This window comes from Cellulomonas hominis (assembly GCF_901521055.1).
Lineage (GTDB): Bacteria > Actinomycetota > Actinomycetes > Actinomycetales > Cellulomonadaceae > Cellulomonas > Cellulomonas endometrii.
Genome location: NZ_CABEGA010000010.1, coordinates 1 through 22,328 on the forward strand (window position 1 = coordinate 1; position 22,328 = coordinate 22,328).

Genomic DNA, 22,328 nt, shown 5'->3' on the forward strand with positions numbered 1-22,328 from the left:
GTTACGGCGGTCATAGCGAAGGGGAAACGCCCGGTCCCATTCCGAACCCGGAAGCTAAGCCCTTCAGCGCCGATGGTACTGCACTCGCCAGGGTGTGGGAGAGTAGGACGCCGCCGGACACCATTCACGAAGAGCCACCCCATTTGGGGTGGCTCTTCGTGTTTCCCGGACCATTCCCACCTGCGCCGGCACCCGCACGCGACGACGCGCCCGCCCGCCCCTGCGGGCGTTGGTCCCCGGTGCGCCGAGATGACATCGCCCGCCTGCGCCCGACGCCACACGCACAGGCCACCGCTGCCATCTCGACGGGCGCACGCGTCGCCCCGGCCGCCCTCCGCCGTTCAGGCGGGCGGCCACCCCGCCGTCGTTCTGGTGGCCGCCCGACGCCTTTTCGGTGGCCGTTCACGTGGGGCCGGCACCTAGTTGCGTGGCGGTTTCAGCTCGGGGTGCTCCGTGCCCGCGATGATGCATCCAGAAGCCAGCGACCTCGTCGGGGCGCTGCGGGGGAGCGGATTCGTCGCCGATCTGTGCCGGTCGGTCAGCGGCGCACCCGGTAGCGCAGGTGCAGCACCCGGTTCCCCCGGAGAGCCACGTCAGGGCCGTCCAGCAGGTGCTGTGCGTCGACCGCACCGAAGAAGCGCTTGCCGGACCCGAGCACGACGGGCGCCACGTCCATCCGGACCTCGTCGACGAGGCCCGCGGCGAGCACCTGGCCACCGACGTCACCGGCGGCGACCTCGACGGTGCGGTCACCCGCCAGCTTCTGCGCCGTGGCCACGGCCGCCTCGACGCCCTGCACGAAGTGGAACGGCGCCGCGGGGTCCCAGCCCTCCGGCGGCGGCCGGTGCGTCACGACGACCACGTGGTCGATCCCGCTCGGCGGCGTGCCCTCCCAGCCGTCCGTGAGGTCGAAGACGTGGCGGCCGACGACGGTCACACCGATCTCGTCCCAGTACGGCCGGGTGTAGTCGTACGAGGTCTGGGACACGGTGAGGGCGCCGCTCTCGTCCAGCGGGACGTCCCCGTCGGTCAGCCAGTCGAACAGCGGCCCGGGCTGGTCGTCCTGGTCCGCGATGAAGCCGTCCACCGACACCGAGCCGTACATGACGACCTTGCCCACGGGCTGGCCTCCGCTCTGAGGACGTCGAGACGTCCTCAGTCTGACGGCACGGGCGCTGCCGTGCCAGCATCTGCGGTGGGTCAGGCGGGGACGAGGTAGAGCACACCCAGCGGGGGCACACGCACCGTCGCCGAGAACGCGCGCCCGTGGTACGGCTCGGGACGGGCCTGCACCTGACCCAGGTTGCCCACGCCGGACCCGCCGTACTCGGTGGCGTCCGTGTTGACGGCCTCGATCCAGGTCCCGCCCTGGGGCAGCGCGAGCCGGTAGTTCTCGTGCGGGACGCCCGAGAAGTTCACGACGACGGCGACGACGTTCCCGCGGTCGTCCCGGCGCAGGTACGCCAGGACGTTCCGGTCGGCGTCGTTCGCGTCGATCCACTCGAACCCCTGCGGGCTGTGGTCGAGCGTCCACATCGCGGGGTGCTCCCGGTAGAAGCGGTTGAGGTCGCGGACGGCCGCCTGCACGCCTCGGTGCGCCTCGTGGTCGAGCAGGTACCAGTCGAGCGAGCGGGACTCCGCCCACTCGGTGCCCTGCGCGAACTCGGAGCCCATGAACAGCAGCTGCTTGCCCGGGTGGGACCACTGGTACCCGAGCAGCGCCCGGACGCCGGCGCGCTGCTGCCAGTCGTCGCCGGGCATCTTCCGCAGCAGGGAGCCCTTGCCGTGCACGACCTCGTCGTGGCTGATCGGCAGGACGAACTGCTCGGAGAACGCGTAGACGAGCGAGAACGTGGCCTCGTGGTGGTGGTAGCGGCGGTTGATCGGCAGCTCCGCGAGGTAGCGGAGCGTGTCGTTCATCCAGCCCATGTTCCACTTCAGGCCGAAGCCGAGGCCGCCGCCGCTGGTGGGAGTGGTGACGCCGGGCCAAGCGGTCGACTCCTCGGCGATCATCATGACGCCGGGGGTCCGCCGGTACGCGGTGGCGTTGGCCTCCTGCAGGAACGCGATCGCCTCGAGGTTCTCGCGGCCGCCGTGCTGGTTGGGCTGCCACTGGCCGGGCTCGCGTGAGTAGTCGAGGTAGAGCATGGAGGCGACGGCGTCGACCCGCAGGCCGTCGACGTGGAACTCCTCGAGCCAGTAGGTGGCGTTGGCCACCAGGAAGTTCCGGACCTCGTTGCGGCCGAAGTTGAAGACGTACGTGCCCCAGTCGGGCTGCTCGCCGCGCATCGGGTCCGGGTGCTCGTACAGCGGGGTGCCGTCGAACCGCGCGAGCGCCCACTCGTCCTTCGGGAAGTGCGCGGGGACCCAGTCGAGCAGGACGCCGATGCCCGCGCGGTGCAGGGTGTCGACGAGGTACCGGAAGTCGTCGGGGTGCCCGAACCGGGAGGTGGGCGCGTAGTAGGACGACACCTGGTAGCCCCAGGACCCGCCGAACGGGTGCTCGGAGACCGGCAGGAACTCGACGTGCGTGAAGCCGAGGTCGAGCACGTACTCGGTGAGCTGCGCCGCGAGCTCGCGGTAGGACAGGCCCTGGCGCCAGGAGCCGAGGTGCACCTCGTAGATGCTCATCGGGCCGGCGTGCGGGTCGTGGGAGCGCCGGCGCTCCAGCCACTCCTCGTCGCCCCAGCCGAAGACGGACTCGACGACGACCGAGGCGGTCGCCGGGGGGATCTCGGTGCCCTTGGCCAGCGGGTCGGCCTTCTGCCGCCAGCCGCCGTCGGCGCCCAGGATCTCGAACTTGTACCGGGCGCCGGCGGTGACACCGGGGACGAAGATCTCCCAGACGCCCGAGTCGCCGAGCGACCGCATCGCGTGGGTGCTGCCCTGCCAGTGGTTGAAGTCGCCGACGACCCGGACCGCGCGCGCGTTCGGCGCCCACACGGCGAAGGCGGTGCCCTCGACCTGGCCGAGCGCGCCGGGGTAGCGGTGGATGTTCGCGCCGAGGACGGTCCAGAGCTCCTCGTGCCGTCCCTCGCGGATGAGGTGCCGGTCGAGCTCCTGGACGGTCGGCAGGTACCGGTAGGGGTCGTCGACGCGGGTCGTCTCGCTGCCGTACGTCACGTCGATGCGGTAGTCCACCACCTCGTCGTGGGGGAGCAACGCCGCCCAGACGCCGTCCTGCTCGTGCGCGGCGGGCGTGCTGGCGTCCGCGGTCACCACGACGACCTGGTCGGCCAACGGGCGCAGGGTCCGGACGACGACGCCGCTCGGCGTGACGTGGGGGCCGAGCACGGAGTGCGGGTCGTGGTGCGTCCCGGACGCCACGGCGCGCAGCGTCTCGGGGTCGACGGTCACGGGCGACGTCTCTGCCGGGCGGTTCATGTCCCTACCCAACCACCACCGCGACGTTCCCGCAGCCAGAGGGCGTGCGGGCCCCGTCGTGGCACCGGGACGCGCGTCAGCCGATCAGCCGCTGCACCGCGCGCAGCGGGATGGCGAGCCACGTCGGACGGTTCCGCGCCTCGTAGACCGCCTCGTACAGCGCCTTGTCGAGCTCGAGCACGCGGAGCAGGTGCGCGCGGGTCGCGGGGTCGAGGTCCCCGGTCTCGGCGGAGTACCCCGCGAGGAACGCCGTGCGGGCGACCTCCGTCCAGGCACCCGGTGCGCCACCGACGGCGGCGGCGTAGTCGAACGAGCGCAGCATGCCGGCCGCGTCCCGCAGGGCGAGGTCGGGGCGGGTGCGCTGCGCGACGGGGACGAGCGGCTCGCCCTCGAAGTCCAGCACGTACCAGGTGCCGTCGCCGCGGAGCACCTGACCGAGGTGCAGGTCGCCGTGCACGCGCTGCCGGGGCGGGACCTCGGCGAGCAGGCGGGTGCGCTCGGCGAGGGCCGCGACGGCCTCGGCGTGCTGCTCCAGCTCCGGGACGGCCTCGACGGCCCACGCGAACCGTGCGGCCAGCCCGTCCGCGACGACGCCGGCCGCGGGGGACAGCCCGGGGTCCGGCTCGGCGGCGTGCCGGCCGGGCGAGTCGGACGGGCCCGGCGACCCGGACGAGCCGTCGGACGCGGGCGGCTCGCCCGCCGCGGTGGCGTCGTCGGTGGGCAGCGCCTCGGACAGCGCCCGGTGCATCTGCCCCACGACGGCCCCGAGATCCTGCGCCAGGTCGGCGAACGACTCGCCGCGCCGTGCCAGCTCGCACGCCAGCTCGAACCCGTCGGTGGCACCGGGCACGAAGGCGCTGAGCACGCCGAGGTGCCCGTGCGCCGTCCCGTCGCCGTCGGGCCACTGCGCGCCGAGCCACGCCAGCGGCCGCGGGACGTGCGTCCAGCCGACCTCGGCGAGGGCGCGCGGCACGTCGACGTCCGGGTTGTCCCCGTCGGACAGGCCGCGGAACACCTTGAGCATCGCGGTGCTGCCGTCGGGGCCGGCGCCGGGGAGGATCACGGACGTGTTGGACTGCTCGCCCGGCAGCACCTTCGGGGTGCCGAGCCCCGACGCGGGCGCGGCCTGGGCGCCCTCGGGGCGGTCGGCCTCGGCGAGCCAGGCCCGCTCGAACTCGGGCCGGCCGGCGCCGTCCAGCACCGCGGTGCCGTCAGGCAGGCGGCCGACCAGCGCGGGGTCGTCGGCGTCGACGCCGGCGCCGCTCAGCACGAGCGGCACCTGCAGCACCGCGCCGGTGCCGGCCCCCTCGGCGCGCAGCAGCAGCAGGCGGACCTCCGCCGCGCCGTCGGGGTCCGTCAGCGTCAGCCCCCCGATGGCGCTGATCCGCGCCTCGGTGCCCTTCACGGGGAACCAGCGCCGCCCGGGCAGCCACGGCCCGAGCAGCGCGGCGAGGGCGTCGTCGCGCTCCTCGTGGGCCACCTGTCGATCGGTCACGCCTCGGTCACCGCCAGCCAGTAGAAGTCGCGGGAGCCGAGCGTCATCGACACGGTCCCGTCCGCCCCGACGGTGGGGAAGGCACCCCCGCCGAACACGTCCCGCAGCCCCGCGCCGGCCAGCGACGCGGGCAGCCGCAGCGTGCTGGCCCGCGCGGTCGACGCGAGGTTCGCCACGACCACCAGGGTCTCCGTCGGCGTGCGCCGCAGGAACGACAGCACCGCCTCGTTGTCGCCCGGCACGACCTCGAACGAGCCGAGCCCGAGCGCCGGGTGGTGCCGCCGCACGGCGAGCATGCCCCGCACCCAGTGCAGCAGCGACGTCGTCTGAGCGAGCTGCGCCTCGACGTTGACGTTGTTGTAGTGGTGCACGAGCGACTGGATGACCGGCAGGTACAGCTTGCCGGGGTCGGCGGTGGAGAAGCCGGCGTTCCGGTCCGGCGTCCACTGCATGGGGGTGCGCACCGCGTCCCGGTCGGGGAGCCAGATGTTGTCGCCCATGCCGATCTCGTCGCCGTAGTACAGGCACGGGCTGCCCGGCAGGGACAGGAGCAGGGCGTGCGCGAGCTCAACCTCCTTGCGGGAGTCGTCGAGCAGCGGCGCGAGCCGGCGCCGGATGCCGATGTTCGCGCGCATCCGGGAGTCCGGCGCGTACCACCCGTACATGGACGCGCGCTCCTCGGTGGACACCATCTCGAGCGTCAGCTCGTCGTGGTTGCGCAGGAACGTGCTCCACTGCCCGCCGCCGGGGATGTTCGGGGTGTCGGCGAGGATGTCGACGATCGGTGTGGCCCGCTGGTCGCGCAGGGAGTAGAAGATCCGCGGCATCACCGGGAAGTGGAAGCACATGTGGCACTCGGGCTCGTCCTCGGTGCCGAAGTAGTCGACGACGTCCTCGGGCCACTGGTTCGCCTCGGCGAGCATGATCCGGCCCGGGAACTCCCGGTCGATCATGGCGCGCAGGTCGCGCAGGAACCGGTGCGTCTCGGGGAGGTTCTCGCAGTTGGTGCCGTCGCGCTCGTAGAGGTACGGGACGGCGTCGAGCCGGAAGCCGTCGACCCCCAGCCGCAGCCAGAACCGCGCGACGTCGTGCATCGCCTCGACCACGCGCGGGTTGTCGAAGTTGAGGTCCGGCTGGTGGCTGAAGAACCGGTGCCAGAAGTACTGCCGCCGCACCGGGTCGAACGTCCAGTTGGACGTCTCGGTGTCGACGAAGATGATGCGGGCGTCCTGGTACTTGGTCGGCTCGTCCGCCCAGACGTAGAAGTCGCCGTAGGGGCCGTCCGGGTCGGACCGCGAGGCCTGGAACCACGGGTGCTGGTCCGACGAGTGGTTCATGACCAGGTCGACGATGACGCGCATGCCCCGCTCGTGCGCCGCGGCCACGAGCGTGGTGAAGTCCTCCAGCGAGCCGTACTGCGGGGCGACCGCGGTGTAGTCCGACACGTCGTACCCGCCGTCGCGCAGGGGCGAGGGGTAGAACGGCGGCAGCCACAGGCAGTCGATGCCGAGCCACTGCAGGTAGTCCAGGCGGGCGGTCAGCCCGCGCAGGTCGCCGCTGCCGGTGCCGTCCGAGTCGGAGAACGACCGGATCATCACCTCGTAGAACACGGCGGTGCGGTACCACTCGGGGTCGGCGCGCAGGCCGCCCGCGTCGGCCTGCGGCACGGGCGGCTGGCGACGCTCCGGCAGTGCGGTCACCGCGATCTGCCCCGTCATGGGGCCCGTGCCGTGCGGGCCGGTGGCGTGCACCGCGGGTGCGGCGCCGACCGTGGCGTGCGCGGCGGGCGCGTGGGTCCCGGGCGCGTGGGCCGCCCCGGGCACGTGCGCACCCGTGGACGTCCCCGTGGTGGGCAGGGAACCGCCGGCGGACGCCGACGGCAGGGCGCCCGTCGTCCCGTCGTGGCTCATCCGCGCTCCACCTGCACCACGTGCGCGACCCGGCTGTACGGGTCGAGGCGCACCCAGGGCCGGCCGTCCCAGGCGTAGACCTCCTGGGACAGCACGTCGTGGGCCACGAACCGGGCGCCCGGCTCCAGCCCCAGGGCCTCCAGGTCCAGCTCGACGACGCCCTCGTGCGCGCCCCGCGGGTCGATGTTGACGACCACGACGACCGTGTCCGCGACCCCCGTCGGCGACAGGTGCGCCGGCAGGTGCCGCGAGAACGCGACGAGCGCCGGGTCGGTGGTCGGGTGCACGGTGAGGTTGCGGAGCTGGCGCAGCGCGGGGTGCGCGCGGCGGATCGCGTTCAGCGACCGCAGCAGCCGCGCGATGCCCAGCGGCTCGGCGGCCGCCCAGTCCCGCGGCTTGAACTCGTACTTCTCGTTGTCGATCTGCTCCTCGACGCCCGGGCGCGGGACGTCCTCGACCAGCTCGTAGCCGGAGTAGATGCCCCACGTCGGTGCGCCGAGCGCCGCGAGGACGGCGCGGATCGCGAAGCCCGCGGTGCCGCCCGTCTGCATGTAGGGCGTGAGGATGTCGTGGGTCGTCGGCCAGAAGCTCGGCCGCATCCAGGACCCGCGCTCGTCGGAGACCTCCGCGAGGTACTCCTCGAGCTCCTCCTTGGTGTTCCGCCAGGTGAAGTACGTGTACGACTGGTGGAACCCGACCCGCGCGAGGTTGAGCATCATGGCCGGGCGGGTGAACGCCTCGGACAGGAACACGACCTCGGGGTGGCTGCTGCGGACGTCCGCGAGGATCCGCTCCCAGAACGACAGCGGCTTGGTGTGCGGGTTGTCGACGCGGAACGCGGTGACGCCGTGGTCGATCCACACCTGGAGCACCCGGCGGATCTCGGCGTAGATGCCCTCGGGGTCGTTGTCGAAGTTCAGGGGGTAGATGTCCTGGTACTTCTTCGGCGGGTTCTCGGCGTAGGCGATCGTGCCGTCCAGCCGCGTGGTGAACCACTCCGGGTGCTCGGCGACCCACGGGTGGTCGGGGGAGCACTGCAGCGCCAGGTCGAGCGCCACCTCCAGCCCGTTCTCCCGGGCGCGCGCCACGAAGGCGTCGAAGTCCTCGAACGTGCCGAGCGCCGGGTCGATGGCGTCGTGCCCGCCGTCCGGCGAGCCGATCGCGTACGGGGAGCCCGGGTCGCCGGGGCGGGCGTCGAGGGTGTTGTTACGGCCCTTGCGGTGCGTGGTGCCGATCGGGTGGATGGGCGTCAGGTACACGACGTCGAACCCGAGGCCCGCGATGCGCGGCAGGTCCTCGGCGGCCGTGCGCAAGGTGCCGGTGCTCCACGTGCCGGTGGCGTCGTCGTACGTCGCGCCGATGGACCGCGGGAAGATCTCGTACCAGGCGCCGGTCAGCGCGAGCGGACGGTCGACCACCAGCGGGTACACCGGGGACGGGCTGACCATGTCGCGGACGGGGTGCGCGGCCAGCACCTCGCGGACCTCGGCGGCGAGGCCCGCGGCGAGGCGGACCTCGGCGGGCCGGTCGGCGTCCCGCAGCGCGGTCACGGCGTCGCGCAGCAGCTGCTGCCGGTCGGCGGGGATCGAGACGCCCGCGTCGTCGGCGCTGCGCTCCGCGGCGCGCTCCAGCAGCCGCGCTCCCTCCTCCAGCACCAGGTCGACGTCGACGCCGGCGCCGACCTTGAGCGGGGCGTCGTGGAGCCACGTGCCGTACGGGTCGGACCAGCCCTCGACGCGGAACCCCCAGGAGCCGGGCTCGTCGGGGATCAGGCGCGCCTCGTAGCGGTCCAGGCCCGGGGCGATGTCCACCATCGTCGCGCGGGACCGGTCGCGGCCGTCGGGGCCCACCAGGACGGCCGTCGCGGCGCAGGCGTCGTGCCCCTCGCGGAACACCGTCGCGCGGATCGGCACCGCCTCGCCGACGGTCGCCTTCGCCGGCCAGCGGCCCGCCTCGGCGACGGGGGAGACGTCGACGACGGGGATGCGGCCGATCGGGGCGCGCGCAGCCGTCGCGGGCGGGGCGACGGGCGCGGGCGGGGTGGCCGTCGAGGACGCGCGGCTCCGCCGGGTCGGCGCCGCAGCGGCGGGAGCGGGAGCCGCCGGGACCGGCGGGGCCGGCGGGACCGGCGGGACCGGCGGGACGGAGGCGCTGGTGGTCCCGGTGGGCGACTCGGCGGCCACCGCGGGGGCCGTCGAGCGCGTGCGGGCGCGGCGCGGAGCGGGCTGGCGCGGCGAGGGGGTCGACGTCACGGTCCGAACCTATCCACTGGTGCCGGGGACCGGCATCCGGACGAGGCGCGCGCCGGCGGGCGGGGACCACTCAGTGGGACCGAAGTGCTGTCGTGACGCCCCAGGTCGTGCGTACTCTCGGGCGGTGTGAGAGCCATCCGCCGATTCACCGTCCGCACCTCGCTGCCTGCTGAGCTCGCCGACCTGGACGAGCTCGCCCACAACCTCCGGTGGTCGTGGCACGCACCGACCCGCGACCTGTTCGCCCACATCGACCCGGAGGTGTGGGACGAGGTCGGCGGGGACCCGGTCGCCCTGCTCGGCGCGCTGCGTCCCGAGCGGCTGGCCGAGCTGGCCGCCGACCCGGACGTGGTGGCCGGCGTGCGCGCCGCCACCGCCGACCTGCACGAGTACCTCCAAGCGCCGCGCTGGTACCAGCGTCGCCAGGCCTCCGACCCGACGCTGCCCTCGGCCATCGCCTACTTCTCCCCGGAGTTCGGCATCACCGCCGTGCTCCCGCAGTACTCCGGGGGCCTCGGCATCCTGGCCGGTGACCACCTCAAGAGCGCGTCCGACCTCGGCGTGCCGATCGTCGGCGTCGGCCTGCTGTACGGCTCCGGCTACTTCAAGCAGTCGCTCACCCGGGACGGCTGGCAGGTCGAGACCTACCCCGTGCTGGACCCCGACGGCCTGCCGCTGACGCTGGTGCGCGAGCACGACGGCACCCCGGCGGTCGTGCGGATCGCCCTGCCCGGCGACCGCACGCTGCACGCGCACATCTGGACCGCCACGGTCGGGCGCGTGCCGCTGCTGCTGCTGGACTCCGACGTGCCCGAGAACGACGACGCGGCCCGCAAGGTCACCGACCGGCTGTACGGCGGCGGTGGCGAGCACCGGCTGCAGCAGGAGCTGCTGCTCGGCGTCGGCGGCGTGCGCGCCCTGCGCGTCTGGTCGCGGCTGACCGGCGCGCCGGAGCCGGAGGTCTACCACACCAACGAGGGGCACGCCGGGTTCCTCGGGGTGGAGCGGATCCGCGAGCTCGTCACCGGTGCCGAGCTCGGGTTCGACGAGGCGCTGGAGGCCGTCCGCGCCGCGACGGTGTTCACCACGCACACGCCGGTCCCGGCCGGGATCGACCGGTTCGAGGCGCAGCTCGTGCAGCAGTACTTCGGCGGCGCGAACGCGACGGAGGGCGTGCCGGTCGAGCGGGTGCTCGCCCTGGGGGCGGAGGACTACCCCGGCGGCGACCCGCTGATGTTCAACATGGCCGTCATGGGCCTGCGGCTGGGCGGGCGCGCGAACGGCGTCTCCCTGCTGCACGGCGAGGTGTCCCGCGACATGTTCAGCGGGCTGTGGCCGGGCTTCGACGACGTCGAGGTGCCCATCACGTCGGTCACCAACGGCGTGCACGCCCCCACCTGGGTGGACCGCCGGCTGGTGGACCTCGCGGCGGAGCGGCTGGGCGGGGAGGAGATCGCCAGCGGCCTCGGCTGGCTGCGCACCGACGCGATCACCGACGAGGAGCTGTGGGCGATGCGCCGGACGCTGCGCGCGCAGCTGGTGGCGGACGCCCGGCGCCGGGTGCGCTGGTCGTGGTCCCGCCGTGGTGCGAGCCCGGCGGAGCTCGGCTGGGTGGACGACGTGCTGTCGCCCGACGTGCTCACCATCGGGTTCGCGCGCCGGGTGCCGACCTACAAGCGGCTCACGCTCATGCTCCGCGACCCGGAGCGGCTGACGGCCCTGCTGACGCACCCCGAGCGCCCGGTGCAGCTGGTCATCGCCGGCAAGTCCCACCCCGCCGACGAGCAGGGCAAGCGGCTGATCCAGCAGCTCGTCCGGTTCGCCGACGACGCCGGGGTGCGCCACCGCATCGTGTTCCTGCCGAACTACGACATCGCCATGGCGCAGACCCTGTACCCGGGCTGCGACGTCTGGCTGAACAACCCGCTGCGCCCCCTGGAGGCCTGCGGCACGTCCGGCATGAAGGCGGCGCTCAACGGCGGGCTGAACCTGTCCATCCTCGACGGGTGGTGGGACGAGTGGTTCGACGGCGAGAACGGCTGGGCGATCCCGACGGCCGACGGCGTCGAGGACCCGGACCGTCGGGACGACCTCGAGGCCGCCGCGCTGTACGACCTCATCGAGCACCAGGTCGCCCCGCGGTTCTACGACCGGGACGAGCGGGGGCTGCCGCTGCGGTGGCTGGAGATGGTCCGGCACACGCTGGCCACGCTCGGGCCGAAGGTCCAGGCGACGCGGATGGTGGCCGACTACGTCGAGCGGCTGTACGCGCCCGCCGCGGTCGCGGGCCGCGCGCTCGGGGGCGGCGACGGGTTCACCGGCGCGCGGGAGCTCGCGGCGTGGAAGGGCCGCGTCCGCTCGGGCTGGCAGCACGTCCGGGTCGACCACGTCGAGTCCGGCGGCGTCGGCGAGGTGCCGCAGGTCGGCGACGCCCTGCACGTCAAGGCGTACGTGACGCTGGGCGACCTCGCGCCGGAGGACGTCGAGGTGCAGGTCGTGCACGGCACGGTGACCGAGGCGGACGAGCTGCACGGGTACGCCGTCGACCCGCTGGCGCTGGCCGAGACGTACGAGGCCGGGCGGTACGCGTTCGCCGGGGACGTGCTGCTCGACTCGTCCGGCCCGTTCGGGTACAGCGTGCGGGTCGTGCCGCGGCACGAGGGCCTGGCGTCGGTCGCCGAGGTCGGACTGGTCGCGAACGCCGGCTGACCCCCGGCGCTGACGAGGCCCCGTCCGGTGCGTCCGGGCGGGGCCTCGTCCGTGCCGCTCAGGCCACGTAGACGCGCAGGCTGAGCGGCTCCAGCACCGCCCGGGTGCCGGCGTCCTGGTGCAGCCCGCCGTTGACGTCCGCGCCGTGCGCCTCGTCCGGGTGCTCCCACGTCGAGTCCCACGCGAGCTCCCAGCGCGTCGGCCGGTCGTCGGCGAGCACGACGTCCATCGGGTCCAGCGACCCGTTGACCACCACGAGCACCGTGTCGCGGTCGACCACCCGCAGCATCTGGAGCGTGCGCAGGTCGGCGTCGTGCCACCGCTCGTGGGTGAACACGGCGCCCGACGGGTCGAACCACGTGAGGTCGGGCCGCCCGTCCTCGCCGGGCCGGCCGGTGAAGAACCGGTCGGTGCGCAGCGCCGGGTGCGCCCGCCGCAGCGCGGTGAGGTGCCGGGCGGTCGCGAGCAGGTCCTGCCGCCAGGGCGCGAGCTCCCAGGACACCCACGACAGGTCGGTGTCCTGGCAGTACGCGTTGTTGTTGCCGCGCTGCGTGCGGCCCATCTCGTCGCCCGCGGTGATCATCGGCGTGCCCGCGGCCAGCAGCAGCGTGGCCAGCAGGTTCCGGATCGACCGGCGGCGCAGCGGCACGATGTCGGAGGCCACGGAGTCCGCGCCGACCGGCCCCTCGACCCCGTGGTTCCACGACCGGTTGTCGTCCGAGCCGTCGCGGTTCTGCTCGCCGTTCGCCTCGTTGTGCTTGTGCTCGTAGGCGACCAGGTCCGCGAGGGTGAAGCCGTCGTGGGCGGTGACGTAGTTGACGCTCGCGCGGGGCCCGCGGGCGAGCGGCGGGTCGGAGTGCCCGAACAGGTCGACGGACCCCGACAGCCGGGTCGCGAGGTCCCGGACGCGGTGCTCGGGCAGGCCGTGCGCGGCGCGGGCGGGGTCGGCGAGCCAGAACGAGCGCACCGAGTTGCGGAACTTGTCGTTCCACTCGGCGAACGGCATCGGGAACTGCCCGGTCCGCCACCCGCCGGGCCCGACGTCCCACGGCTCGGCGACGAGCTTGAGCCCGTGCAGCGCCGGGTCGGTGGCGGCGGCCACCAGGAACGGGTGGTCGGGGTCGAAGCCCCCGTGCCCGCGACCCAGCGTCACCGCGAGGTCGAACCGGAACCCGTCGACGCCGACCTCCTGCGCCCAGTACCGCAGGGAGTCGAGCGCCAGCCGCACGACCTCCGGGCGGCGGAAGTCGAGCGTCGAGCCCGTCCCCGTGACGTCGGCCAGGGCCGCGGGGTGCCCGCCGTCGTGCAGGTAGTAGACGCCGGAGTCGAGCCCGCGCCAGGACAGGTGCTGGCCGCCCATCCCGCCCTCGCAGGTGTGGTTGTAGACCACGTCGAGCAGCACCTCGATGCCGGCCTCGTGCAGCGCGTGCACCGCGGTGCGCACCTCGTCGAGCACAGCGGCGGGTCCGGCGGCGCGGGCGGCGGCCGTCGCGTAGGGCGCGTGCGGGGCGAAGAAGCCCAGGGTGCTGTACCCCCAGAAGTTGGTCAGCCCCTTCTGCACCAGGTGCGGCTCGGAGGAGAACGCGTGCACCGGCAGCAGCTCGACCGCGGTCACCCCCAGGGCGCGCAGGTGCTCGACCACCAGCGGGTGCCCGAGGCCGGCGTACGTCCCCCGCAGGTGCGGCGGCAGGCCGGGGTGCCGCAGGGTCAGGCCGCGGACGTGCGCCTCGTACACGACGGTGTCGGACCACGGGGTGTACGGGCGGTTCGCCGCGGGGTCGACCGCGTCCCCGGCCCCGCGGTGCCCCGGGCGGCGGTCGACGACCACGGCGTGCGGCACGTGGGCGACCGAGTCGCGGGGGTCGGCGGGACCGTACGGGTCACCGGCCAGCGCGTCGTCCACCACGTGCCCGTACGTCGCGGGGCCGTGGTCGACCTCGCCGAGCAGGCCGTACGCGTACGGGTCGACCAGCAGCTTCGCGGGGTTGTACCGCAGGCCGGACTCCGGCTTCCACGGCCCGTGCGCGCGCAGCCCGTAGCGCTGGCCGGGCCGGACGCCGGGCACCCGGGCGGCGAACACGCCGAGCTCGGGGCCGGCGAGGCGGACGCGGCGCTCGGCCCAGCCCGTCGGCGCGGCCGGGTCGGGGTCCAGCAGGCACAGGTCCACGGCGTCGGCGTGCGGCGCGAGCACGGCGACCTCGACGCCGTCGTCCGTCACGTGGACGCCGAGCCGGGGCGGTCGGCCGTGGGTGGTCGGGGTCGTCACGTGCCCATTCTGGCCCCGGACGGCGGCGCTGCCTGCAGCGGGACCCGTGGCGGCGGGGAAGCGGGTGCTGCGCGGGCGTGCCGGTGGTCCGGTGCCCGGGGTCCCCGGGGCGGGTAACGTTCCCGACGTGAGAATCGTGGTGTGCGTCAAGCACGTGCCCGACATCCAGTCCGAGCGCGCTCTGGGGCCCGACGGCCGCCTGGTGCGCGACGGCGGTGACGGGACGATCAACGAGCTGGACGAGAACGCCGTCGAGGCGGCGGTCGTCCTGGCCGAGCAGACACGGGACGCGGGCGGCGAGGCGGAGGTCGTCGTCGTCACCGTGGGGCCCGACGACGCGGAGGACGCCGTCCGCCGCGGGCTGCAGCTCGGCGCCGACGCCGCGGTCCACGTCCTCGACGACGCGGTCGCCGGCTCGGACGTGTTCGGCACCGCCGCCGTGCTCGCCGCGGCCGTCCGGCACGTCGGGGACGCCGACCTGGTCGTGACCGGGATGGCGGGCCTCGACGGGCTGACGTCGCTGCTGCCGGCGGCGCTCGCGGACCTGCTGGACCTGCCGCAGCTCACCCTCGCCGCGTCGGTCACGCTCGCCGACGGGGCCGTGACGGTCCGGCGCGACCTCGACCACGCCACCGAGGTGCTGACCGCGCCGCTTCCCGCGCTGGTGTCGGTGACCGACCGCGCGAACGAGCCGCGGTACCCGAACTTCCAGGGCATCATGGCCGCTCGCAAGAAGCCGGTCGAGACCCTGACCCTCGCCGACCTGGGCGTCGACCCCGCGACCGTCGGGGCCGCCGGTGCCCGCACCGAGGTCGTGGAGGCCGCCCCCCGGCCGCCCCGCACCGACCGGGTGCTGGTGAGCGACGACGGCCAGGCCGGTGCCCGGCTGGCCGCCTGGCTGGTCGAGCGGGAGCTGATCCGGACGACGCCCGCGACGGGAGAGGTGCTGTGACGGCGGAGGTGCTGGTCCTGCTGGACCACGCGGACACGGGTGCCCTGCGGGGCAACGTGCTGGAGCTGGCGACGGCCGCGCGCGACCTGGCGGGCGGCGGCGAGGTGCACGGCCTCTGGGTGGGCGACGAGCCGCTGGACCCGGCGCTGCCGGTGCTCGGCCGGCACGGCGTCTCCGTCGTGCACGCGATCACGACCGGCGACGCGGACCCGCGCCTGACGCCCGTGCTCGCGGAGGTGCTCGCCGACGCCGTGCGGGACACCGGCGCGCGCGTCGTGCTGACGCTGTCGACCTTCGAGAACAAGGAGGCCGCCGCCCGGCTCGCCGTCGCCACCGGGGCGGGCGTCGTCACCGACGCCGCCGCGGTCGAGCGGGACGCCGAGGGCCGGGTGGTCGCCGCGAAGACCGTGCTGGCCGGCACGTGGACCACCCGCTGCGCGATCCGCACCGACCTGGCGGTCGTCACCCTCAAGGCGGGCGCCGTCGTCTCCCGGCACGTCGAGGAGGAGGCGCCGCTGATGCCGGAGGTGCGGTCCCGCGAGGTGACCGTCCCCGAGCGCGCGACCCGCGTGCGGGTCGTGGAGCGCGTGACGCAGGAGCCGTCGGACCGCCCCGACCTGGCGTCGGCCGACGTGGTCGTCGTGGGCGGGCGCGGCACCGAGGGCGACTTCGCGCCGCTCGAGGCGCTCGCGGACGAGATCGGCGCGGCCGTCGGGGCGACCCGCGTGGCCACCGACGAGGGCTGGGTCGGGCACGAGGCCCAGATCGGCCAGACGGGCGTCACGGTGTCCCCGCGGCTGTACATCGGCGCGGGCGTGTCCGGCGCGGTGCACCACCGCGGCGGCATGCAGGCGTCCGGGACGATCGTCGCGATCAACAACGACCCCGAGGCGCCGATCTTCGAGATCGCCGACTACGGGATCGTCGGGGACCTGTTCGCCGTCCTGCCGCAGCTCACCGACGAGATCCGCCGCCTGCGCTGACCGCGGTCGGGCAGCGGGTCAGGCCAGCGCGCGCAGCCAGGCCACGGCGTGCTGCGCCTGCGCGGCCTGGAACCGGCGCAGGTTCGGGATCCCGACGGGCGCCGGCTGCAGGGCGCCGTGGGCGAAGTACCCGGCCAGCCCCGCGACGGCCGCGCGCAGCCGCTCCGGCTCCACGCCGCGCGACGCGGGCCGCGACCAGAAGAGGTCCTGCGGGGCGCCGCCGCCCTGCATCGCGACGCTGGGCAGCATGAACGCCAGGTCCAGCCAGCGCGCGCCGACGCTGGCGTGCGGCCAGTCGATCAGCGCGACGCGGCCGCCGTCGTGGTCGTGGTCGATCATCACGTTGTCCGCGCGGAGGTCCCCGTGCACGAGCGCGGTGCCCTCGCAGGCGGCCAGCGCGTCCTGCTCCCACGCGACCAGCAGGTCGAGGTTCGCGAGCGCCCACTCACCGGTCTCGCCGGCCCGCGCGGCCAGCCGGAGCACGTCCTCCGCGGGCTCCGCCGCGATCCGCCGCCAGCCGGTGAAGTCGTCCTGGAGCTGGTCCGCGGTCGAGGGCAGCTCGTGGCCGGGCAGCGGCTCCGCCTCGGCGAGGGTGTCCAGGGCGCGCAGCACCACGGCGAGCTCGTCCGCGCGCCACGGCAGCAGCGGGGGCCGGCCGGCCGAGACCTCGAAGCCCAGCAGCACCCAGTCGCCGTCGTCGTCGGACCACAGCAGCCGCGGCGCCGGCACCTGCGGGGGCAGCGCGGCCGCGGCGCGCACCTCGGCGCGGGCGAGCTGGGGGGACTCCGGGTTCTGCTCCGGGGAGACCGCCTTGACGAAGACGCCCTGCCCGTCGGCGAGCTCCAGCACCGCGGCGAACCCCGGGCTGAACCCGGTGGTCGCGCTGGTCTCGGCGGTCACCTGGGACCCCGCGAGCTCCTGGATCCGGGCGCGCACCGGCCGCGGCAGGTCGCGCCAGTCCAGGCGTTGGCCGCTGAAGGCCAGCGGAGGCGTCGTCGCGTCGTCGGCACTCACGGGGCACATCCTGCCAAAACGATTCGTAGACTCGTGCGGGTGAGCGCGTATCTGGACCACGCGGCCACGACGCCCGTGCTCCCGGAGGCGGCCGCCGTCCTGGTCGAGCACCTGTCCCGCACCGGCAACCCCTCGTCCCTGCACGCCTCGGGCCGGTCGGCGCGGCGGGCCGTCGAGGAGGGCCGCGAGCGCCTGGCCGCCGCACTGGGCGCCCGGCCGAGCGAGGTCGTGCTCACGGGTGGCGGCACCGAGGCGGACAACCTGGCGGTCAAGGGCCTGTTCTGGGCGCGCGCTGCGCAGGACCCGGCCCGGCGCCGGGTGCTGGTGTCGGCCGTCGAGCACCACGCGGTCCTGGACCCGGCGTTCTGGCTCGCCGAGCACGCGGGCGCGGAGATCGTGCTGCTGCCCGTCGACGACGAGGGCCGGGTGCGCCTCGATGCCCTGCGCGACGAGCTGGCGGAGCACGGGGACACCACGGCGCTGGTGTCCGTCATGTGGGCGAACAACGAGGTCGGGGCGCTCCAGCCGCTCGCCGAGGTGGTGCGGCTGGCGCACGCGCGCGGCGTGCCCGTGCACGCCGACGCGGTGCAGGCCGTCGGGCAGGTCCCGGTGGACTTCGCGGCGTCCGGGCTCGACGCGATGACGGTGTCGGCGCACAAGGTCGGCGGTCCGGTCGGGGTGGGCGCGCTGCTCGCGCGTCGCGACCTCGGTCTGGTCCCGGTGCTGCACGGCGGCGGGCAGGAGCGCGGCGTGCGGTCCGGGTCGCTCGACGTGCCGGCGATCGCCGCGTTCGCCGTCGCCGTCGAGCGCGCCGTCGCCGGCCGCGAGGCCACCGCCGCCCGGCTGTCCGGCCTGCGCGACGCGCTGGTGGCGGGCGTGCGTGCCGCCGTGCCCGACGCGGTGCTGCGCGGGCCGGCCGATCCCGCGCTCCGGCTGCCGGCGAACGCCCACTTCACGTTCCCGGGCTGCGAAGGCGACTCCCTGCTCTACCTGCTCGACACCGCGGGGGTCGAGTGCTCCACCGGGTCGGCGTGCCAGGCCGGCGTCCCGCAGCCCAGCCACGTCCTGCTCGCGATGGGCCTGGAGGAGGCGGAGGCCCGCGGCGCGCTGCGGTTCAGCCTCGGCTGGCCGTCGACGCAGGCCGACGTCGACGCCCTGCTGACCGCGCTGCCCGGGGTCGTCGAGCGGGCGCGCGCCGCCGGGCTCGCGGGACGCGCGCGGGCGGGGGTCGTCTGATGCGCGTGCTCGCAGCCCTCTCCGGCGGGGTGGACTCCGCGGTCGCGGCCGCCCGCGCGGTCGACGCCGGCCACGACGTCGTCGGCGTGCACATGGCGCTGTCCCGCGACCGCGCCCAGATGCGCACCGGATCGCGCGGCTGCTGCTCGATCGAGGACGCGGGGGACGCCCGGCGCGCCGCCGACGTCCTCGGCATCCCGTACTACGTGTGGGACCTGTCCGAGCGGTTCGAGGACACGGTCGTCGCCGACTTCCTGGCCGAGTACGAGGCCGGCCGCACCCCCAACCCGTGCGTGCGGTGCAACGAGCACATCAAGTTCGACGCCCTGCTGGACAAGGCGCTCGCGCTCGGCTTCGACGCCGTGTGCACCGGCCACTACGCCCGCGCGACCACCGGCCCGGACGGGACGCCCGTGCTCCGCCGCGCCGCCGACCTCGCGAAGGACCAGTCGTACGTCCTCGCCGTCATGGGGCCGCAGCGGCTCGCGCGGGCGATGTTCCCGCTCGGCGACGTCGCCTCCAAGGAGCAGACGCGCGCCGAGGCCGCCGCGCGCGGGCTGAGCGTGTCCGCGAAGCCGGACTCCTACGACATCTGCTTCGTCGCGGACGGCGACACCCGCGGGTTCCTGCGGGACCGCCTCGGCTCCCGGCCGGGGGAGGTCGTCGACGCCGACGGCACGGTGCTCGGCACGCACGACGGCGCCTACGCGTACACGGTCGGGCAGCGCAAGGGCCTGCAGCTCGGGCGGCCGGCGCCCGACGGGAAGCCCCGGTACGTCCTCGCGATCGAGCCCGTCGCCAACCGCGTCGTCGTGGGCGCGGCCGACGCCCTCGCGGTGGATTCGGTCGACGCGACCGACGCGGTCTGGTTCGGGCCGCCGCTCGCGGACTGGACCGCGTGCCGCCTGCAGGTCCGCGCGCACGGCGCGACCGTGCCGGTGCGCGCCCGGGGCACGGCCGACGGCGGGCTCGAGATCCGCGTCGACGGGGACCTCAAGGCCGTCGCGGCCGGGCAGTCCGCCGTGCTGTACGGCGGCGCCGACGACAGCGTGGTGCTCGGCCAGGCGACCGTCGACCGCACGCGCCGCCGCGTCGCCGCGGGGACCCCGGCGTGACGGCGGTCAGCGGCACCGGCCCCTGGCCCGGCACGGACCCGCTCGAGGCCCAGCAGGCGGTCGTCGGCGACCTGACGGACCTGCCCGACGGGATCCAGGGCCTGCCGTGGGCGGTGCGCCTGCCCGCGCGCGGCCCCTACGGCACCCTCGCCGCGCACGCCCTGGGCCTGCTGGCCGACATGCCGTCGGACCTCGGGCCGCACGGCTGGCGGCTCGCCGACCGGCCCGGCCTCGACGCGAACCGGCTCGCGTCGGCCCGGCGCGCGGACCTCGACGCGCTGGCGGTCGCCGCCCACGGCTACGACGGGCCGCTCGTCGTGCCGGTGTCCGGTCCGCTGACGCTCGCGGCGAGCGTGTACCTCGCGCGCGGGGACCGGGCGGTGGGCGACCCCGGCGCCGTCGCGGAGCTCGTCGAGTCCCTCGCCGCCGGCGTGACGGAGCACCTGGCGGCCGTCACCCGCTCGGTCCCCGGCGCGCGGCCGACCGTCCTGCTGCACGAACCGCTGCTGGCCCAGGTGGTCGCGGGGGTGCTCCCGTCGTTCTCCGGGTACGCGCGGCTGCGCGCGGTCCCCGCACCCGTCGCCTCCGAGCACCTGGCCCGGGTCGTCCGGCTCCTGCGGGACGGCGGCGCCGGGTCGGTCGTGCTGCATGTCGGCACCGGCGCGCCGGCCGTCGGTGCCGCGCGCGGCGCCCGGGCCGACGCGCTCGGGATCGACGTCGGAGGCCTGGACGAGCGGTGGTGGGAGACCATCGCCGAGGCGGTCGAGGGCGGCACCCGGCTCTGGGCCGGCGTCCCGCAGCCGGCCACCTCCCAGTGCGCGGGCCCCGACGTCCGCGGTGTCGCCGACGCGGTGCTGCGCGGGTGGGAGCGGGTCGGGCTCGAGCGGACCGGGCTGCGTGACGTGGTGCTGCTCGCACCCGCGGGTCCGGCCGTCCCGGGCGGCGAGGGTGTCGACCCGGCCGCGGCACGGGCCACGCTGGCGACCGTCGCCCGGGCGGCGGCCCTGGTCGCCGAGCGGGCCGAGGCGTGAGCGCGGAGGGCCGGGGCGTGAGTGCGCCTGACGGGGTCGTGCGTCGCGGTCCCGGCGTGCGGCGGGCGGCGCTGCTCCTCGCGGGGTCGGGTCTGGCACTGGTCGGGCTGGTGGTCCTCGCGGTGCTGTGGGTCGGCCTGGCCGGCGCGACGCTGCGGACCGGCCTCGCGCAGGACGGCACCTGCGTGGCCGCCGCGACCGCGGGGGAGGGCGACGCGGCCGTGACGTCCTCGATGCTGCCGCCGCGGGCCGTGTGCACCTGGACGGTCGACGGGCGCCCGGAGGAGACGGTCCTCGCCGAGCGCTCGCCCGCGGTGGCGGGCCTCGCGGCCGGTGCCGCGGCGGTGGGGCTCGCGACGGTCGCGGGGACGCTGCTGTGGTCGGCGCTGCAGCGCCGCCGGGCGGCACGCCTCCGCCCGGCCGCCTGACCCGGCCGCTTGACCGGCCCCCTGACCCGGCCGCCTGACCCGGCTGCCTGACCCGGCTGCCTGACCCGGCTGCCTGACGCCCCGGGCCACGCGCGACTGCGGGTGCGGATTCGTGCCGGCACGCCGCCCGGTCGAGTGGAGCGTTGCGCCGGACACGCCGACGGCGTGTCGGCCGAACGCTCCACCCGGTCGGTGGTGGCGGGACCGTGATCGTCGTCCAGCCACTCATCTGGGTGTGGACCCGTGCGGGCCGGTCGCCCAGCGTCAGGCGGGTGGACGGTGAGCTGCAGCGTGTGGTGGGACGGAACATCCGGCGGATCAGGGACGGGCGCGGCCTCAGTCAGGAGGCGCTCGCGGACGACATCGACGTGCACCGCACCTTCCTGGGCGCGGTCGAGCGCGGGGAACGGAACCTCACGCTGCAGACGGTCGAGCGCCTCGCGCAGCGGCTGGGCGTGCCGACGAGCGAGCTCCTCGACGCGGGCGGGGGCGCCGGCGGCACCGGCGGCGCCGGCGGCACCGGTGGCCCGGAGCGCACCGGGGGCGCCGAGGGCACCGAGCACCGGGCAGGCGGCGCGGGCACCGAGGAGGCCGTGGCCAGTGCGGACGGCGTCGGCAGCGCAGGCACCGCGGGCGGCCGGGCGCCCGGCGCCGACGCGGGCGCCGAGGGCAGCGGGGACACGGCCGGTACGGCGTCCGGCTGAGCGCTCGACCCCCTCGCCGGCCAGAGGTCCCACCTGCACACTTGTCCGTCGTGCTACTCATAGGTCTGTAGACGGACAAGTAGCGAGGCCCGGACCGTGTCCGGGTGGAAGGTGACCTGCAGCGAGTGGTCGGTCGGCACGTCCGACGCATCCGGATCGACCGTGGCATCAGCCAGGAGGCGCTCGCGGACGCCCTCGGCTACCACCGGACGTACCTCGGTGGGATCGAGCGGGGTGAACGGAACCTCACCCTGCGCTCGGTCGAGCGGCTGGCCGAGGGGCTCGCGGTGGATGTCCGGGTCCTCCTGGAGAAGTCCGAGAAGTCCGAGATGTCCTGACAGGTCCGCCTGTGGACGACCGCCCCCCGATGTCGGTGCCCCCACCCATGGTGTTCCCACACGAGGGGCGCCGCCCCGGATCCCCTCGCGAGGCGAGCTGAGGAGGAGCCGTGGGAACGAGTGAGGACCGGCCGGACTGGCAGCGGGAGGAGTGCCCGCCCTGGTGCGTGGTGCTGCACGGGCAGGACGACCACGAGCGGGACCGCAAGCACGTGAGCGCGTCGCTGTCGGTGCCGGTGCACCAGCTGCTCGCGGAGGTGGGACCGGTGGTGTCGCCGTTCGCCGAGCCGGAGGTGACGGAGGTGCCGGGCGGCGTCGAGCGCACCGCCCAGGTGGACCTCGCGGTGGCGCTGCACCGCCGGGACGGGGAGGCCACGACCTGGCTCTACGTCGGTGACGGGGCGGAGCAGTCGCTGGAGCTGACGGTCGAGTCCTGGTCCCGGCTGGCCCCCGCGCTGGACCGCGCGCTGGACCGGGCGCGGCCGTGACGGGCAGCCGGGTACGTGTCGGC

General features: G+C 75.3%; 17 protein-coding genes and 1 rRNA gene. 11 read left to right on the plus strand and 7 right to left on the minus strand.

Annotation, left to right across the window (positions count from 1 at the left end):
- Positions 1-2: 2 nt before the first annotated feature.
- Positions 3-119 (plus strand): 5S ribosomal RNA (gene rrf, locus KJP73_RS01675).
- 419 nt (positions 120-538) lie between these two features.
- On the opposite strand, the gene KJP73_RS01680 is transcribed toward rrf, so the two are convergent.
- From KJP73_RS01680 to KJP73_RS01700, 5 genes are all read right to left on the minus strand, one after another.
- Positions 539-1,120 carry a dihydrofolate reductase family protein gene (locus KJP73_RS01680; RefSeq protein WP_213281026.1) on the minus strand — a complete coding sequence of 194 codons (582 nt, stop codon included), beginning with the start codon at positions 1,118-1,120 and terminating at the stop codon, positions 539-541.
- A gap of 80 nt (positions 1,121-1,200) precedes the next feature.
- The gene (gene glgB / locus KJP73_RS01685; protein ID WP_213281027.1) at positions 1,201-3,384 is read right to left on the minus strand and encodes a 1,4-alpha-glucan branching protein GlgB; all 2,184 of its coding nucleotides are present in this window, start codon (positions 3,382-3,384) and stop codon (positions 1,201-1,203) included.
- Positions 3,385-3,460: 76 nt separating this feature from the next.
- On the minus strand, positions 3,461-4,879 hold the full coding sequence (locus tag KJP73_RS01690; protein ID WP_213281028.1) for a maltokinase N-terminal cap-like domain-containing protein: 1,419 nt from the start codon (positions 4,877-4,879) through the stop codon (positions 3,461-3,463).
- The gene (gene treS, locus KJP73_RS01695) at positions 4,876-6,597 is read right to left on the minus strand and encodes a maltose alpha-D-glucosyltransferase (protein ID WP_213281084.1); all 1,722 of its coding nucleotides are present in this window, start codon (positions 6,595-6,597) and stop codon (positions 4,876-4,878) included. Before treS ends, KJP73_RS01690 begins: the two co-directional genes overlap by 4 nt.
- 188 nt (positions 6,598-6,785) lie before the next feature.
- The gene (locus KJP73_RS01700) at positions 6,786-8,972 is read right to left on the minus strand and encodes an alpha-1,4-glucan--maltose-1-phosphate maltosyltransferase (RefSeq protein ID WP_213281085.1); all 2,187 of its coding nucleotides are present in this window, start codon (positions 8,970-8,972) and stop codon (positions 6,786-6,788) included.
- A gap of 195 nt (positions 8,973-9,167) precedes the next feature.
- Here KJP73_RS01700 and glgP point away from each other — a divergent pair, with 195 nt between their 5' ends.
- Positions 9,168-11,750 (plus strand): alpha-glucan family phosphorylase, encoded by a 2,583-nt coding sequence (glgP, locus tag KJP73_RS01705; protein ID WP_213281029.1) that lies wholly within the window; start codon positions 9,168-9,170, stop codon positions 11,748-11,750.
- Positions 11,751-11,808: 58 nt separating this feature from the next.
- On the opposite strand, the gene glgX is transcribed toward glgP, so the two are convergent.
- Positions 11,809-14,016 (minus strand): glycogen debranching protein GlgX, encoded by a 2,208-nt coding sequence (gene glgX / locus KJP73_RS01710; protein ID WP_249669014.1) that lies wholly within the window; start codon positions 14,014-14,016, stop codon positions 11,809-11,811.
- 127 nt (positions 14,017-14,143) lie between these two features.
- On the opposite strand from glgX, the gene KJP73_RS01715 reads away from it, so the two are divergent.
- Together KJP73_RS01715 and KJP73_RS01720 are read left to right on the plus strand one after the other, a co-directional pair.
- Entirely contained in the window at positions 14,144-14,968 is an 825-nt protein-coding gene (locus tag KJP73_RS01715; RefSeq protein WP_213281031.1) for an electron transfer flavoprotein subunit beta/FixA family protein, read from the plus strand.
- Complete coding sequence (locus tag KJP73_RS01720) at positions 14,965-15,951, plus strand: electron transfer flavoprotein subunit alpha/FixB family protein (protein WP_213281032.1); 987 nt, start codon at positions 14,965-14,967, stop codon at positions 15,949-15,951. The genes KJP73_RS01715 and KJP73_RS01720 overlap by 4 nt, the downstream gene beginning before the upstream one ends.
- A gap of 18 nt (positions 15,952-15,969) precedes the next feature.
- Here KJP73_RS01720 and KJP73_RS01725 read toward each other — a convergent pair whose 3' ends face one another.
- Positions 15,970-16,965 (minus strand): phosphotransferase family protein, encoded by a 996-nt coding sequence (locus KJP73_RS01725; protein WP_213281033.1) that lies wholly within the window; start codon positions 16,963-16,965, stop codon positions 15,970-15,972.
- A gap of 39 nt (positions 16,966-17,004) precedes the next feature.
- Here KJP73_RS01725 and KJP73_RS01730 point away from each other — a divergent pair, with 39 nt between their 5' ends.
- From KJP73_RS01730 to KJP73_RS01760, 7 genes are all read left to right on the plus strand, one after another.
- Entirely contained in the window at positions 17,005-18,201 is a 1,197-nt protein-coding gene (locus tag KJP73_RS01730) for a cysteine desulfurase family protein (protein WP_213281034.1), read from the plus strand.
- Complete coding sequence (gene mnmA / locus KJP73_RS01735; RefSeq protein WP_213281035.1) at positions 18,201-19,316, plus strand: tRNA 2-thiouridine(34) synthase MnmA; 1,116 nt, start codon at positions 18,201-18,203, stop codon at positions 19,314-19,316. Before KJP73_RS01730 ends, mnmA begins: the two co-directional genes overlap by 1 nt.
- Entirely contained in the window at positions 19,313-20,347 is a 1,035-nt protein-coding gene (locus KJP73_RS01740; RefSeq protein WP_213281036.1) for a hypothetical protein, read from the plus strand. Before mnmA ends, KJP73_RS01740 begins: the two co-directional genes overlap by 4 nt.
- Positions 20,348-20,364: 17 nt before the next feature.
- Positions 20,365-20,775, plus strand: a complete 411-nt coding sequence (locus KJP73_RS01745; protein ID WP_213281037.1) for a hypothetical protein — start codon at positions 20,365-20,367, stop codon at positions 20,773-20,775.
- A 272-nt stretch (positions 20,776-21,047) separates the two neighbouring features.
- Positions 21,048-21,479 carry a helix-turn-helix domain-containing protein gene (locus KJP73_RS01750; protein ID WP_213281038.1) on the plus strand — a complete coding sequence of 144 codons (432 nt, stop codon included), beginning with the start codon at positions 21,048-21,050 and terminating at the stop codon, positions 21,477-21,479.
- A 104-nt stretch (positions 21,480-21,583) separates the two neighbouring features.
- Complete coding sequence (locus KJP73_RS01755) at positions 21,584-21,817, plus strand: helix-turn-helix domain-containing protein (protein WP_213281039.1); 234 nt, start codon at positions 21,584-21,586, stop codon at positions 21,815-21,817.
- A gap of 110 nt (positions 21,818-21,927) precedes the next feature.
- On the plus strand, positions 21,928-22,305 hold the full coding sequence (locus KJP73_RS01760) for a DUF6907 domain-containing protein (protein WP_213281040.1): 378 nt from the start codon (positions 21,928-21,930) through the stop codon (positions 22,303-22,305).
- The last annotated feature ends 23 nt before the right edge of the window (positions 22,306-22,328 follow it).

What these genes read in the sequence shown, in the direction of transcription:
- mnmA (WP_213281035.1), top strand. Translation starts at nt 18,201, where the DNA reads ATGCGCGTGCTCGCAGCCCTCTCCGGCGGGGTGGACTCCGCGGTCGCG.
- treS (WP_213281084.1), bottom strand. Translation starts at nt 6,597, where the DNA reads ATGACGGGGCAGATCGCGGTGACCGCACTGCCGGAGCGTCGCCAGCCG.
- glgB (WP_213281027.1), bottom strand. Translation starts at nt 3,384, where the DNA reads ATGAACCGCCCGGCAGAGACGTCGCCCGTGACCGTCGACCCCGAGACG.